15 protein-coding genes are annotated in these 13,877 nt (G+C 58.0%); 6 read left to right on the plus strand and 9 right to left on the minus strand.

What is annotated here, in order from left to right; genetic code table 11:
- Window positions 1-4: 4 nt before the first annotated feature.
- From fdh3B to GOX66_RS18490, 5 genes are all read left to right on the plus strand, one after another.
- Window positions 5-598: a formate dehydrogenase FDH3 subunit beta gene (fdh3B, locus tag GOX66_RS18475; protein WP_170742543.1), complete on the plus strand. Its 594-nt coding sequence runs from the start codon at window positions 5-7 to the stop codon at window positions 596-598.
- A 74-nt stretch (window positions 599-672) separates the two neighbouring features.
- Window positions 673-1,875, plus strand: a complete 1,203-nt coding sequence (locus GOX66_RS18480; RefSeq protein WP_170764372.1) for a formate dehydrogenase subunit gamma — start codon at window positions 673-675, stop codon at window positions 1,873-1,875.
- On the plus strand, window positions 1,876-3,138 hold the full coding sequence (locus GOX66_RS18485) for a c-type cytochrome (RefSeq protein WP_170764374.1): 1,263 nt from the start codon (window positions 1,876-1,878) through the stop codon (window positions 3,136-3,138).
- 13 nt (window positions 3,139-3,151) lie between these two features.
- Entirely contained in the window at window positions 3,152-3,277 is a 126-nt protein-coding gene (locus GOX66_RS26070; protein ID WP_272871530.1) for a hypothetical protein, read from the plus strand.
- Window positions 3,278-4,150, plus strand: coding sequence for a helix-turn-helix transcriptional regulator (locus GOX66_RS18490; RefSeq protein WP_170764376.1), 873 nt, complete (start codon window positions 3,278-3,280; stop codon window positions 4,148-4,150).
- 66 nt (window positions 4,151-4,216) lie between these two features.
- Here the strand turns inward: GOX66_RS18490 and GOX66_RS18495 are convergent, their stop codons facing one another.
- The 9 genes from GOX66_RS18495 to GOX66_RS18535 all read right to left on the minus strand — a co-directional run bounded on the left by GOX66_RS18495 (window position 4,217) and on the right by GOX66_RS18535 (window position 13,093).
- Entirely contained in the window at window positions 4,217-5,032 is an 816-nt protein-coding gene (locus tag GOX66_RS18495) for an ABC transporter substrate-binding protein (protein ID WP_170764378.1), read from the minus strand.
- 20 nt (window positions 5,033-5,052) lie between these two features.
- The gene (locus GOX66_RS18500; protein WP_170764387.1) at window positions 5,053-5,787 is read right to left on the minus strand and encodes an ATP-binding cassette domain-containing protein; all 735 of its coding nucleotides are present in this window, start codon (window positions 5,785-5,787) and stop codon (window positions 5,053-5,055) included.
- Window positions 5,780-6,493 carry an ABC transporter permease gene (locus GOX66_RS18505; RefSeq protein WP_170764389.1) on the minus strand — a complete coding sequence of 238 codons (714 nt, stop codon included), beginning with the start codon at window positions 6,491-6,493 and terminating at the stop codon, window positions 5,780-5,782. The genes GOX66_RS18500 and GOX66_RS18505 overlap by 8 nt, the downstream gene beginning before the upstream one ends.
- Before the next feature lie 154 nt (window positions 6,494-6,647).
- Window positions 6,648-7,637: an ABC transporter substrate-binding protein gene (locus GOX66_RS18510; RefSeq protein WP_170764391.1), complete on the minus strand. Its 990-nt coding sequence runs from the start codon at window positions 7,635-7,637 to the stop codon at window positions 6,648-6,650.
- Window positions 7,638-7,696: 59 nt separating this feature from the next.
- On the minus strand, window positions 7,697-8,542 hold the full coding sequence (locus GOX66_RS18515; RefSeq protein ID WP_170764393.1) for an ABC transporter permease: 846 nt from the start codon (window positions 8,540-8,542) through the stop codon (window positions 7,697-7,699).
- Window positions 8,539-9,471, minus strand: coding sequence for an ABC transporter permease (locus tag GOX66_RS18520; protein WP_174822796.1), 933 nt, complete (start codon window positions 9,469-9,471; stop codon window positions 8,539-8,541). The genes GOX66_RS18515 and GOX66_RS18520 overlap by 4 nt, the downstream gene beginning before the upstream one ends.
- Window positions 9,464-10,258, minus strand: coding sequence for an ABC transporter ATP-binding protein (locus GOX66_RS18525; RefSeq protein ID WP_170764395.1), 795 nt, complete (start codon window positions 10,256-10,258; stop codon window positions 9,464-9,466). Before GOX66_RS18525 ends, GOX66_RS18520 begins: the two co-directional genes overlap by 8 nt.
- A 55-nt stretch (window positions 10,259-10,313) precedes the next feature.
- The gene (gene hydA / locus GOX66_RS18530; protein WP_170764397.1) at window positions 10,314-11,768 is read right to left on the minus strand and encodes a dihydropyrimidinase; all 1,455 of its coding nucleotides are present in this window, start codon (window positions 11,766-11,768) and stop codon (window positions 10,314-10,316) included.
- Between the two features lie 74 nt (window positions 11,769-11,842).
- Window positions 11,843-13,093 carry a Zn-dependent hydrolase gene (locus GOX66_RS18535; RefSeq protein ID WP_170764400.1) on the minus strand — a complete coding sequence of 417 codons (1,251 nt, stop codon included), beginning with the start codon at window positions 13,091-13,093 and terminating at the stop codon, window positions 11,843-11,845.
- Window positions 13,094-13,264: 171 nt separating this feature from the next.
- On the opposite strand from GOX66_RS18535, the gene GOX66_RS18540 reads away from it, so the two are divergent.
- Window positions 13,265-13,873: a TetR family transcriptional regulator C-terminal domain-containing protein gene (locus GOX66_RS18540; protein ID WP_170764401.1), complete on the plus strand. Its 609-nt coding sequence runs from the start codon at window positions 13,265-13,267 to the stop codon at window positions 13,871-13,873.
- Window positions 13,874-13,877: the final 4 nt, after the last annotated feature.

Raw genomic sequence — 13,877 nt, forward strand, 5'->3', positions numbered from 1 at the left:
ATTAATGGCTAGAGCAAAGTTTCTCTGCGACGCTGAACGCTGCATTGAGTGCAACGCCTGCGTCACCGCGTGCAAGAACGAGCACGAGGTCCCTTGGGGCATCAACCGCCGCAGGGTGGTGACGATCAATGACGGCAACCCGGGCGAACGCTCGATCTCGGTGGCCTGCATGCACTGCTCAGACGCGCCCTGTATGGCGGTATGCCCGGTCGACTGCTTCTATCAAAACGAAGAAGGCGTCGTCCTGCACTCCAAGGACCTGTGCATTGGCTGCGGCTATTGCTTCTACGCGTGCCCCTTCGGTGCGCCGCAATACCCGCAGGCAGGCAACTTCGGATCGCGCGGCAAGATGGACAAATGCACCTTCTGCGCCGGCGGCCCCGAAGAGAACCACTCGACCGCAGAGTTCGCCAAATACGGTCGCAACCGGATCGCCGAAGGCAAACTGCCCATCTGCGCCGAAATGTGTTCCACCAAGGCCCTGCTCGCCGGTGACGGCGATGTGGTCTCGGCCATCTACCGTGAACGCGTCGTGGCACGCGGGTTTGGCTCAGGCGCCTGGGGTTGGGGCACGGCCTACGACCAGAAAGACGGCTAGCAAACCGTCTTCATGAACCAAACAGACGACCCGCTTTCGCGGGTCGTCTGAACAGGGATTTGACCGAGGTTCAGATGTTCCGTTTATTCATCGCATTTCTGTTCGCAATTGGTGTCGCGCAAGTCGCCATCGCACAAACAACGGATAACGGCTCTGCCGCGCCGGAACGCGCTGAGACCGGCGGCGCGACGACTCTCGAAGACATTCTCGCCCGACAGAGGGGAGAGAAGGTTGATAACAGCTATCGCTCGGAAAACACCGGCCAAAGCAACGCCGAAGGGCTGCTGGGCCAATTGGGAACACGCGGTGTGGCGTCTGACAGCGACGTTTATCGCGCGTTGCGATACGGGTCGGCAGATGTGACCGTTTCGTCCAAGGGGCCTGCTGCAAGCGTCCTCATTCAAGACAGCGGCATGTGGTGGCTGAACTTCCGCACAGGTCCCTTGCGCGAGTACGGCACGTATATTCTGGGCGGGATGCTTGTTGTCCTGCTGCTGTTCTTCCTGATCCGCGGAAAGACCAGGATTGACGGCGAAAAGACAGGTCGCACGGTCACCCGCTTCAACGGCTTCGAACGCTTCGGCCACTGGCTGTTCGCCGGATCCTTTCTGATTCTCGGACTGACAGGTCTGCTGACGCTCTATGGCCGCGACTTCCTGATTCCAATCTTCGGAAAGGAGGGGTTTGCGACCATCGCCCAAGGTTGCAAATGGCTGCACAACAATCTGGCCTGGGCTTTCATGCTGGGCCTGATCATCGTTACCGTGAACTGGATCACCCATAACATCCCCAACCGAACCGATCTGAAATGGCTCGTTGCCGGGGGCGGGCTGTTCACCAAAAACAGCCACCCGCCAGCCAAAAAATTCAACGCGGGCCAAAAGATCATCTTCTGGCTCTGCATTTTGTTGGGCGTTTCGATCAGCCTGTCCGGTCTGTCGCTGCTGTTCCCGTTTGAAATGCCACTGTTCGCCAAGACGTTCTCAATCGCGAATTCGACCGGCATTCCGCAAATGCTTGGCCTGAACCTGCCGGTGCAAATGTCCCCGCAGGAAGAAATGCAATACGCGCAGGTCTGGCACGTGATGGTCGCTTATGTGTTTATCGCAATCATCCTGGCCCATATTTATCTGGGCTCTGTCGGCATGGAAGGCGCCTTTGACGCCATGGGAAGCGGTGAAGTCGAAGAGCAGTGGGCGCGCGAGCATCACTCGCTGTGGCTTGAAGAAGTACAGGGAAAAGAGGCCGAAAAAGCAACAGCCTCACCTGCTGAATAGATGCGCGGGCTGGCTTTTGCTCTGGTCCTGATCCCCCTCCCCGCCCTGGCCGAGTTCTTTACGCTCAAAGGCCACGGCGGGCCGATCATGGGGATCGCCACGGCGCCGGACGGGCGGATCGCCACAGCCAGCTTCGACAATTCCGTCGGCCTGTGGTCCGACCAGAAACCGCAATGGCTTGAAGGGCATGAGGCCGCCGTCAACAGCGTCGCGTTCAATGGCACAGCGATCTATTCCGCCGGTGATGATTTCACCTTGCGCCGTTGGCCGGGTGGTGAAATCGTTGGACGGCACAAGGGCAAGATCGTCGATATCGCGGCTTCCAAGACTCATGTCGCCACGGCCAGTTGGGACGGCACGATTGGACTCTGGCCGGAAGACGGTTCAGAACCCAAGGTGCTTGGCCCCACGGGCAGCGGTGTGAACGCGGTGGTGTTCTCACTAGACGGAAAGGAACTCTATTCCGCCGGGATCGATGGCGTGCTGCGCCTCTGGGACGTGGCCAGAGGTCAGGAGAAATTGCGCCTGATCGAACACGGGTTTGGCATCAACGAGTTGGTTCTGAACGCGCAGGACAACTGGATCGCCTACGGCACAGTTGACGGTGTCACCCGCATTCGCGACCTCTCCACGGGGGAAGAACACGATTTTACCCTCGACCGTCGACCGATCCTTGCGCTGGCGCTCAGCCCGGATCGCAGCATGCTGGCAGTCGGCGATGGTGAAGGCTACATCATGGTGATCGATACGCAGAATTGGCACGTCGCGCATGACTTCCGTGCGACCTTGCGTGGCCCGGTCTGGGCGCTAGCATTTTCCACAGATGGCCAGAACATCCACGCTGGGGGTATCGACGAGGCCATGTACAGCTGGCCCATATCTGCCTTGCATGACCCCGAACAGATGGCCGCAGCGGAGCCTAGCTTCCTGAAAAACCCAGAAGAAATGAGCAACGGAGAGCGCCAATTCGCCCGCAAATGCTCGATCTGTCACAGCCTTACACCTGACGGGAAACGGCGCGCAGGTCCAACCCTGTACGGAGTGTTTGGGCGCAAAGCAGGAACATTGCCTGGATATTTCTACTCGGACACGCTGCAAGACTCTGATATCATTTGGAATGATGAGACGATAAATGCTCTTTTCGACGAAGGCCCGGACCACTACATTCCGGGGACAAAGATGCCAATGCAGCGGATCACGCAGGCCCGGGACCGTGACGACCTGATCACCTTCCTGCGCCGCGCCACGATACCGGAAAACTGAGCCGGAGGAGAATATGAAAGCTTTTCTTGCCGCTGTTGCCGCAATGGTCGTGATCACGGTCGCCGCGCCGTATACGTTGGAGCAGATCGGTTTCAGCGCCGCCGAGGCAGGCGCCGGTTCGGCTGTGCGTCTCGACTGAATGTCCGAATTCCTGACCACCAAAGAGCTGGCCGACCTGCTGCGCATTGGCGAGCGGAAGGCCTATGACCTGGCCTCCTCGGGCGAGGTGCCCTGCGTGCGTGCCATGGGCAAACTGCTGTTTCCGCGGGCCGAGGTCATCGCCTGGCTCAATGATTCTCGCTCTGGCCCACATGTCGCCGAACCGCCTCTGCCCCCGATCGTGGCGGGCAGCCACGATCCGCTGCTGGACTGGGCGCTACGTGAAAGCGGGTCGGGTCTGGCGACTTATTACGATGGCTCGTTTGACGGGCTGAAGCGGTTCAAAGATCGCAGTGCGCAGGCCGCCGCGCTGCATATCCACGAAGACAAGGGTTTTAACGTCCAGACCCTTCGCGACACTTTAGGCGAAGCCCCAGTTGTTCTCTATGAAATCGCGCAAAGGCAGCGTGGACTTTTGTTGGCACCCGGGACCTCCGGAATTACCGGCTTTGCAGACCTGAAAGGGCGGCGGGTTATCCTGCGCCAGGACAGTGCCGCCAGCCAACGGCTATTCGACACTCAACTCGAGGCCCATGGTCTGACGCGCAACGATCTGGACGCCCTGCCCGCCTGTGCCCGTACCGAAGAAGAGCTGGCCATCTCTCTGCATGACAGCAAAGCCGAAGCAGGGTTCGGACTGGGCGCTCTGGCCGGGCTTTACAATTTGGGTTTTGCCCCGACCCATTCCGAGCGGCTGGATCTGGCCATATGGCGGCGTGCCTATTTCGATGATCCGATGCTCAAACTGCTCGGTTTCCTGCAATCCGGGCGCTTTACCACCCGCGCCGCTGAGTTTGGCGGCTATGATCTGTCCGGTCTTGGTACCATCCACTATAACGGTGCCAGCGGCTAACTTTGGCCCGAAACCCCTTCATCTTTTCAAAAATACTCTCGCCGAAGGCATTGGCCGCAGGCCAATTCAATCCGCGTTCGGAAAAAAAAGCTGCTCGCCATCCAGTTTGTAGGACGCAATTGCGGCCTGTCCGTCCGGTCCGGTCAGCCATTCGATGAATCGCTGGCCAGCAGCCGCCCGCACGCGTGGATGTTTAGCCGGGTTCACAAGGATCACCCCATACTGATTGTACAAGCGCGGATCTCCCTCAACCAGAACCTCAAGGTTTCCCTTGTTGCCAAAGGACTGCCACGTCCCCCGATCCGTCAGTGCATAAGCCTCCATCCCACTGGCTACATTCAGCGTCGCCCCCATGCCCGAGCCGGTTTCACGATACCACTTGCCCGACGCATCGGTTGGATCAACACCCGATGCATCCCAGTGCCGCATCTCGGCCTTGTGCGTTCCGCTGTCATCCCCGCGCGAAGCAAAAGGGGCTTCGGCCTCGGACACAGCCGTCAGGGCGGCCACGATGTCCATTTCGCCTTTCACATTGGCCGGATCCGATTTCGGCCCGACAAGGATGAAATCGTTGTACATAACGTCCAACCGCTCGACGCCCCAACCATCGGCGACGAACTGTTCCTCGGCGGGTTTGGCGTGAACCAGCAGCACATCACCATCGCCATTGATCGCGTTCCGGATCGCCTGCCCGGTGCCCACAGCAACCACACGTACGTCGATCCCGGTTTCGGCTTCAAATCCCGGAAGTATGTAATCCAACAGGCCCGAATTCTGAGTCGACGTCGTGGATTGCACAACGATAAAAGGTGATTCAGCAGATAAAGGACCCGCAAAAAAGCCAAGTGAAACCAATGCTGCCCGAATGAAATTCCGGATCATTCAGATCTCCATTCTTATTATTATGTTACCAGTCCACCCGCCAGATAGCGGCGCGAAGCTTCGTTTTCGGGGGCTTCCAGTACCTGCATAGCGGCCCCATGTTCCACCACCTGGCCACCCTGCATCATGACGATATCGGCGGCCAACCGCCGGGCCTGACCGATGTCATGTGTCACCATGACAATCCGCACGCCCCGGGTTGAAGCACGTAGGATCATTCGCTCGATAATCTGCGTTGCACTGGGGTCCAATGCGCTGGTCGGTTCGTCCAGAAACAATGTCTCCGGGTTCAGCGCCAAAGCGCGAAGAATGGCCAGCCGCTGCGCCTCACCACCTGATAGAGACCGTGCCGATTGCCGGGCTTTGCCTTCCAGACCGCCTTCGGACAGAAGTTCCTCGATCCGTGTCCGGCGAGCACTTCGGTGAACGCCTTGCCGTTTGAGTACAAAGTCCAGATTGGCCGCAACCGACCGGCGCAGCAATACGGGCTGCTGAAACACCATCGCCTGCCGCGCCTTGTGGTCGGCATTCAGGATCGCGCTGCCCTGCCTGACCAGACCCCTGTCTGGCACGATCAGGCCGTGCAGACAGCGCAGAAGCATGCTCTTGCCCGAACCATTTGGTCCCAGGATCAGGGTCGGGCCCGGCCCGTCCAAACACAGATGCGATACATCCAACAGCAACTTGCCGTTGCGCGAAATCTGAATTCCGTCAACCGACAGACAACTCGCCATGTCTGGAACCAGATCACGCATGACGCAGCCCTTCCCGCTCGGCCCGCAGGCTGAGCGTACTGACCATGGCGTTCACGGCCACCGCGATCCCGATCAAGATCGCCCCCAGCGCCAGAGCCATCGCCAGATTGCCCTTGGACGTTTCCAAAGCGATAGTTGTCGTCATCACCCGCGTCACATGGTTGATATTGCCACCGACGATGATGACCGCCCCGACCTCGGCAATGGCACGGCCAAACCCGGCCAGAAGCGCGGTCACCAGCGCCAGCCGCGCATCCCACAATAGCACCGGGACCGAGGCCAGCCGGGAAACTCCCAACGACCGGAGCTGTTCCGAATACTCCTCGGCCAGCATCTCGACCACTTGCCGGGTCAAAGCCGACACAATCGGAGTTACCAGCACCACCTGCGCAATGATCATCGCGGTTGGCGTATAGAGCAGCTCAAGAACGCCCAAAGGCCCAGACCGTGACAGCATCAGATAGACCAGAAGACCAACGACAACCGGAGGAAGCCCCATCAATGCGTTCATCAGAACGATCATCACCCGCCGTCCGGGAAAACGTGCAACCGCCAGGGCGGCTCCGACAGGCATGCCAATAAGTGCAGCAATCATCACCGCAAAAACAGAAACCTTCAGTGACAACAGCACAATCGCCCACAGCTCTGCATCCCCGTTCAGGATCAAAGAAATTGCGGAGTGGAATTCTGCTGCAAATCCCTGCATATTCTTCCAAACACCCAATAATTCGTAGGAAATGCGCTCATTTTCAAAGGAATACTAGCCCATTCCACCGTCAAGTACAGACACGTTTCCGACATATGAAATGAGAAACGCGGCCCCGGTTGGGACCGCGCAGCTTCGCATCGATTGAAACGGTTTAATTCAGGGCCGCATCGGTGATTTGATGGGTCCAGGCGCCCTCGGGCTGTTTGGTGATTACCGGATCAGAACCACCTGCCAGCAGAGTGCCCACAGTGCGATCGAAATCCGCCGGGTCCAGCGCGCCGTTCGAACCGGCCGTGAGCTTGGCGATCTCGCCCATCATGCGCTTTTGGTGCTCTTCGGTCTGGGCACCGGTCGCATCGTTCTCAAGCACGATATCGGCCGCCTCATCCGGGTGTTCTTCGGCGTATTTCCAGCCTTTCATCGAAGCGCGGACGAACCGCTCCATCTTGTCGGTGAACGCTGCATCGCTGAGGTTTTCTTCCAGTACGTACAGGCCGTCTTCCAGCGTGGCGACGCCCTGATCTTCGTATTTGAACGTCACCAGCTCATCCGGGCTGACGCCTGCATCGATAACCTGCCAATACTCATTGTAGGTCATGGTGCTGATGCAATCAGCCTGACGTTGCAGCAGCGGATCAACGTTAAAGCCTTGCTTCAACACTTCGACTCCGTTGTCACTTTTGCCTCCGGTGTCGATGCCCAACTGGCTCATCCAACTCATGAACGGGAATTCGTTACCGAAGAACCAGACGCCCAGAGTGCGGTTCTTGAGGTCCTCGGGCGAAGTAATTCCCGCGTCCTTCCAGCAGGTCAGCATCATGCCTGAGCTTTTGAACGGCTGCGCAATATTGACCAGCGGCAGCCCCTTTTCCCGCGCAGCCAGCGCCGCCGGCATCCATTCCACCGTCACGTCAGCACCACCGCCCGCGATCACCTGCGTCGGGGCAATATCAGGGCCGCCGGGCAGAATGGTGACATCCAGCCCTTCTTCTTCATAGAACCCTTTTTCCTTGGCAACATAATAGCCCGCAAACTGCGCCTGCGTGACCCACTTCAACTGCAATGTCACTTCATCCGCCGCAAGGGCCGCGCTGGCTGCCAGGCCAAAGGCGGCGACCGCCCCGCTGAGTAGCTTATTCATCTTCATGTCTCCTAGTTGCTGTTAGTGCCCCTTTTTTCGGGGTCTGTTGAATTCATTACTTATCCGCGTTGCGACGGGTGCCAGAAGGTCACCGCTTTTTCGATCATGGCCACCAGCCCGTAAAACGCCGTTCCGGCCAGAGCGGCCACGACGATCTCGGCCCAGACCATATCCAGCGACAATTGTCCGACACTGGTCGAGATTCGAAAGCCCATGCCCAGGGTTGGTGAGCCAAAGAACTCGGCCACGATAGCGCCGATCAGCGCCAGAGTGGTAGAAATCTTTAGCCCGTTGAAAATGAAGGGCATCGCGGCAGGCAGGCGCAGCTTCAGGAAGCTCTGCCAATAGGTTGCCGCATAGGTTTCCATCAGGTCACGTTGCATGGCCGTCGCCTCGCGCAGACCAGCCACGGTGTTCACCAGCATCGGAAAGAACACCATCACCACGACTACGGCCGCCTTGGAGTGCCAGTCGAACCCGAACCACATCACCAGAATGGGTGCGGTCCCCACAATGGGCAGAGCCGCCACGAAATTCCCAACTGGCAGCAACCCGAGGCGCAGGAAATCCCATCGATCTACGGCAATAGCCATCAGGAAAGCCGAACCGCAACCGATGACATAGCCGCTCAGAGCGCCCTTGATAATCGTCTGTACAAAATCCAACCAGAGCGTTGGCAGGCTGTCCCAGAAGCGGTCCCAGATGACAGACGGAGCTGGCAGGATGACCAGAGGCACCTCGAGGCCGCGTACAACCAGTTCCCAGATGCAAATAACCGTCAATCCAAAGATCAGCGGTGCCAGAAACCGGACCATTCGTGTGTCGGAATAGGGCCCGCTGGCCAGACGGCCGTTCAACCACCAGCCCAACAGCCAGACACCGATTGCGCCAAGAACAGGTATCATTGCGCTATCCCCATCCGTTTCAGGACCGACCGTTCAATCAGCCCCAGCAGCCCGACGAGACAGGCCGCCAGAATGGCCGCGGCAAACAGGGCCGACCAGATTTGCACCGTCTGCCCGTAATAGCTGCCGGCCAGCAGACGCGCACCGAGACCAGCAACCGCCCCTGTCGGCAATTCACCAACAATGGCGCCCACCAGCGATGCTGCAATACCGATTTTCAGCGAGGTAAACAGGTACGGCATCGACGCCGGTAGCCGCAGTTTCCAGAACCCCTGCGAGCGGCTGGCATTGTAGGTGCGCAGCAAGTCCAGTTGCATTGCATCGGGGCTGCGCAGCCCTTTAACCATGCCGACAACGACGGGGAAGAAACTCAGATAAGCCGAGATGATGGCTTTGGGGATGATCCCCTGAATGCCAACTGAATACAGCACCACGATGATCATGGGTGCCAGTGCGATGATCGGAATGGTCTGGCTGACGATGGCCCATGGCATGACCGAAAGGTCCATCACGCGGCTATGAACAATCCCCACGGCCAGCAAAATACCCAGTCCGGTGCCAATCGCAAACCCCAGCAAAGTGGCGCTGAGTGTCACCCAGGAATGATAGATCAATGACCTTTTCGAGGTGATCTTCTTCTCGACCGTAGTATCCCACAACTCTTCGGCCACCTGATGCGGAGCCGGGAGACGTGGCCGATCCTGTTCCCAGGTTTCGTCAATGGCGTAGGGGTTGTCGACTATCAGCTCAAACTCGCTCATGTTGCGCCGGTCGACCGCCTTGGGAGGATCGACCTGTTCGCCTGCCCGTTCAAACTCGGTCAGAACGCCCTTGATGTTCATTGGCACACTGGCGGCGTACCAAAACAGAACAATGACCCCCACAACAGTCAGGACTGCCCAGACTGCTCTGATCCGTGCACTAGTCATCCGTATGCCCCGCCCTGAGGCCCTCGCGTACGCGATGGGCAACTTCAATGAACTCCGGGGTATCCCGGATATCCAATGGCCGTTCCTTCGGCAAAGGGCTGTCGATCACATCCGTAATCCGCCCGGGCCGCGGGCTCATCACCACGATCTTGGTACTGAGATAAACCGCCTCGGGGATTGAATGCGTCACGAAGCCTATGGTTTTTTCCGTGCGCGCCCACAGAGCCAGAAGCTGCTCGTTCAGGTGATCGCGCACGATCTCGTCCAGCGCCCCGAAAGGCTCATCCATCAACAGGATATCCGCGTCAAATGCCAGCGCTCGGGCGATACTCGCCCGCTGCTGCATTCCCCCGGACAATTGCCACGGAAACTTTCCTCCAAACCCTTCCAGATCAACAAGTTCGAGAACATTCCTGACCCGATCTTCTTGCTCTTTACTCGAGTACCCCATGATCTCAAGCGGCAGCTTGATGTTCTTGGCGATGGTGCGCCAGGGATACAAACCCGCCGCTTGAAACACGTACCCATAGGCTCGGTTCCGCCGCGCCTCATCCGGTGTCATGCCATTGACCGTCAGAGTTCCCCCGGTCGGGGTTTCAAGCGCCGCTATACAGCGAAGAAAGGTGGTTTTTCCACAACCCGAAGGCCCGATGAAACTAACGAAATCGCCTTTGTTGACGGTCAAGCTCACATCTTTTAACGCATGAATCGGCCCATCATTGGTCTGGAAGGTCAGGTCCAGCTGCCTTGCCTCGATTACGGGCTGGGTAGTGCTGTCAATATTCATTCCATTGCCTTGAAAAGGTTCGGCTTTTGGCCGTTGAAAATGCGACCCTTGCACGTCAAACACCCGTCGCTGGGATGCCCGTCCGATCAACCGGCCGCGGCGCGGTCAGCTCTTTCCAGGTGCTCAGGGCTTTGTTGACGTGACCATTCGGCTCGCGCGCGACAAACTCGCCATGACCTTCCTTAGTCCGGATTTCCCCGTCATGCACGGCCACGTGACCGCGTGTCAGTGTAAAGCGCGGCAGGCCTTTGACCTCTTTGCCCTCAAACACATTGTAATCGATAGACGATTGTTGCGTATCGGCGCTGATCGTCTTGGTTTTCTCAGGGTCCCAAACAACGATATCCGCATCCGCCCCAACAAGGATTGCACCCTTTTTCGGATAGCAATTCAATATCTTGGCAATGTTTGTTGATGTGACCGCCACAAACTCCTGCGGTGTCAGGCGCCCTGTGTTCACGCCATGCGTCCACAGCATCGGCATCCGGTCTTCCAACCCGCCGGTCCCGTTCGGGATCTTGGTAAAGTCACCAACGCCAGAGCGTTTCTGCTCGGTGGTAAAGGCGCAATGGTCCGTGGCGACAACACTCAGCGTGCCGGAATGCAGCCCGTTCCACAGGCTGTCCTGATGCTGTTTGTTCCGGAACGGAGGGCTCATGACCCGGCGCGCGGCGTGGTCCCAATCCTGGTGGAAGTATTCACTTTCATCCAGAGTCAGGTGCTGGATCAGAGGCTCGCCCCACACCCGCTTGCCCTGCATCTTGGCCCGACGAATGGCCTCATGCGCCTCTTCACACGAGGTATGCACCACATAAAGCGGCACGCCCGCCATGTCCGCAATCATGATCGCGCGGTTGGTTGCCTCGCCTTCCACCTGCGGCGGGCGGGAATAAGCATGCGCCTCGGGTCCAGTATTGCCCTCGGCCATCAGTTTGGCCTGCAGCTCGGCGACAACATCGCCATTCTCGGCATGCACCATCGCGATACCGCCCAACTCTGCCAAGCGCTTGAATGAGGCGTACAATTCATCGTCATTGACCATCAGCGCGCCCTTGTAGGCCATGAAGTGCTTGAACGTATTGATCCCGCGTGTCTCAATGACAGTTTTGATGTCGTCGAATACCTGCTCGCCCCACCAGGTTACGGCCATGTGGAAGGAATAATCGCAGTTTGCGCGGGTCGATTTGTTGTCCCAGCGCTTCAACGCATCCAGCAAGCTCTCTCCGGGGTTCGGCAATGCGAAGTCCACCACCATGGTGGTGCCACCAGCCAAGGCCGCCCGCGTCCCGCTTTCGAAGTCGTCGCTGGAATAGGTGCCCATGAATGGCATCTCGAGGTGTGTGTGTGGATCGATCCCACCCGGCATGACGTAACAGCCGGTCGCGTCCAGCGCTTTGTCCCCTTTCAGACCCAACCCGATCTCGGTGATGACGCCGCCCTCGACTTTAACATCCGCCTTATAGGACAAATCGGCAGTTACGACGGTTCCGTTCTTGATCACAGTTGACATGTTTTTCTCCCTGCGGGCGCTTTGCGCCTCATGTTGTTTTCATCTAGGTTTCAGGCAGTTATCCCGAACCCAATTTATTCAACGATTTCTGCTGTCTCGACGACGGCGTGGAACAGAACATCCGCCCCGGCGGCTGCCCATTCCTTGCTGATTTCCTCGGCCTCGTTGTGGCTCAGCCCGTCCACGCACGGACACATGACCATTGCGGTGGGCGCCACGCGGTTGATCCAGCATGCATCATGCCCCGCACCCGAGATGATATCCGTATGCGAGTACCCCAGTCGCTCGGCCGCATCCCGGACCGCCGCAACGCATCCGTCATCGAACTTCACCGGGTCAAACCCGCCAACCTTTTCGAATTCGATCTGCAAACCCATCTCATTGACGATATCCTCGGCTGCGACACGCAGACGGTTTTCCATATCGGTGATGACGGACAATTCGGGTGAGCGGAAATCAACCGTGAACACCACCTTGCCGGGGATCACATTGCGCGAGTTCGGATACACATCGATATGCCCCGCCGCGCCAACGGCGTGAGGCGCGTGGGACCATGCGATTTCATCCACTTTTTCAAGAATACGCGCCATTGCCAAACCGGCGTTCTTACGCATCGGCATCGGGGTCGACCCAGTATGGGCGTCCTTGCCGGTCACGGTGATTTGTGTCCAACTCAGCCCCTGCCCATGGGTGACCACGCCGATATCCTTGTCCTCAGCCTCAAGGATCGGCCCCTGTTCGATATGTAACTCAAAGAACGCGTGCATCTTGCGCGCGCCGACTTCTTCGTCGCCCCGCCAACCTATACGCTCAAGCTCATCGCCAAACTTCTTGCCTTCAGCATCTTCGCGATCGTAGGCCCAATCCTGCGTGTGCATCCCTGCGAATACGCCGGAAGACAGCATCGCCGGGGCATAACGCGTGCCCTCTTCGTTTGTCCAATTGGTCGCAACAATCGGGTGTTTGGTCTTGATGTCCAGATCGTTGAGCGTCCGAATGATCTCCAACCCACCCAGAACACCCAGAACTCCGTCATACTTGCCACCTGTGGGCTGCGTATCCAGATGCGATCCGACATAGACCGGCAGCGCCTCGGGATCGGTGCCTTCACGGCGGGCAAACATGTTGCCCATCTGATCCAGCCCCATGGTGCAACCCGCATCTTCACACCACTTCTGGAACAGCGCGCGGCCTTGGGCATCCTCATCCGTCAGTGTCTGACGGTTGTTTCCGCCCGCAACTCCGGGGCCAATCTTGGCCATCTCCATCAGGCTGTCCCAAAGTCTGTCGCCATTGATCCTGAGGTTTTGCGCCGGAGCTGCCATCTTGTTTTTCCCTGTTGCTTGCGATTTGGCTCGCTTTTGGTGTCTTGATTTGACCATCTGGTCAAACTCACGCTATCACGGGTTCGAGATCAGTCAAGAAATTGCGAGACGTCGTCGGTATTTTTGACCTATTCGGCGTCCGCTTGCCGCAAAAAGAGACAGCCTGAAAACATGCCCAAAGATCGCGAACCAACAAGAATTCAGAAAAAGAACCGTGCCGCGATCCTCGAGGCTGCTCTGAACGTGTTTTCCGCTCATGGGTTTCGGGGCGCAACCGTAGATCAGATCGCGATCGAAGCCGGGCTGAGCAAGCCGAACCTTTTGTATTATTTCCCGTCGAAAGAGGCGATACACACTGCACTGTTGTCCGGCTTGCTGGAGACATGGCTGGCTCCTCTGCATGATCTCGACGAGGCCGGTGACCCGATGGAAGAGATTCTGGCCTATATCCGGCGCAAGCTTCACATGAGTCAGGAACTGCCGCGCGAAAGCCGCCTGTTTGCCAACGAATTGGTCCAGGGTGCGCCCCGCATTCACGACGCACTTTCGAATGACCTCAAGGCGTTGGTGGATGAAAAGACAGCGGTCCTGACGAATTGGATGGATCAGGGGAAAATCGCACGTCTGCACCCGTATCATCTGATCTTTTCGATCTGGGCGCTGACGCAGCATTACGCAGATTTCGACGTTCAGGTCCGGGCGATTTTGGGGGAAGAGGATCCGTTCGAAGGGGCGGAACCCTTTATCGACACGCTCTACCGAAAATTGCTGACGCCGTAAAAAA

The sequence above is a fragment of the Ruegeria lacuscaerulensis genome (assembly GCF_013031245.1).
Classification (GTDB): Bacteria; Pseudomonadota; Alphaproteobacteria; order Rhodobacterales; family Rhodobacteraceae; genus Ruegeria; species Ruegeria lacuscaerulensis_C.

Excerpts from the sequence above, each read along its gene's own strand:
- GOX66_RS18525 (WP_170764395.1), bottom strand. The coding sequence starts at position 10,258 with ATGAATATTGACAGCACTACCCAGCCCGTAATCGAGGCAAGGCAGCTG.
- GOX66_RS18480 (WP_170764372.1), top strand. The coding sequence starts at position 673 with ATGTTCCGTTTATTCATCGCATTTCTGTTCGCAATTGGTGTCGCGCAA.
- GOX66_RS18500 (WP_170764387.1), bottom strand. The coding sequence starts at position 5,787 with ATGCGTGATCTGGTTCCAGACATGGCGAGTTGTCTGTCGGTTGACGGA.
- GOX66_RS18505 (WP_170764389.1), bottom strand. The coding sequence starts at position 6,493 with ATGCAGGGATTTGCAGCAGAATTCCACTCCGCAATTTCTTTGATCCTG.
- GOX66_RS18515 (WP_170764393.1), bottom strand. The coding sequence starts at position 8,542 with ATGATACCTGTTCTTGGCGCAATCGGTGTCTGGCTGTTGGGCTGGTGG.
- hydA (WP_170764397.1), bottom strand. The coding sequence starts at position 11,768 with ATGTCAACTGTGATCAAGAACGGAACCGTCGTAACTGCCGATTTGTCC.
- GOX66_RS18540 (WP_170764401.1), top strand. The coding sequence starts at position 13,265 with ATGCCCAAAGATCGCGAACCAACAAGAATTCAGAAAAAGAACCGTGCC.
- fdh3B (WP_170742543.1), top strand. The coding sequence starts at position 5 with ATGGCTAGAGCAAAGTTTCTCTGCGACGCTGAACGCTGCATTGAGTGC.
- GOX66_RS18495 (WP_170764378.1), bottom strand. The coding sequence starts at position 5,032 with ATGATCCGGAATTTCATTCGGGCAGCATTGGTTTCACTTGGCTTTTTT.
- GOX66_RS26070 (WP_272871530.1), top strand. The coding sequence starts at position 3,152 with ATGAAAGCTTTTCTTGCCGCTGTTGCCGCAATGGTCGTGATCACGGTC.
- GOX66_RS18535 (WP_170764400.1), bottom strand. The coding sequence starts at position 13,093 with ATGGCAGCTCCGGCGCAAAACCTCAGGATCAATGGCGACAGACTTTGG.
- GOX66_RS18510 (WP_170764391.1), bottom strand. The coding sequence starts at position 7,637 with ATGAATAAGCTACTCAGCGGGGCGGTCGCCGCCTTTGGCCTGGCAGCC.
- GOX66_RS18485 (WP_170764374.1), top strand. The coding sequence starts at position 1,876 with ATGCGCGGGCTGGCTTTTGCTCTGGTCCTGATCCCCCTCCCCGCCCTG.
- GOX66_RS18520 (WP_174822796.1), bottom strand. The coding sequence starts at position 9,471 with ATGACTAGTGCACGGATCAGAGCAGTCTGGGCAGTCCTGACTGTTGTG.
- GOX66_RS18490 (WP_170764376.1), top strand. The coding sequence starts at position 3,278 with ATGTCCGAATTCCTGACCACCAAAGAGCTGGCCGACCTGCTGCGCATT.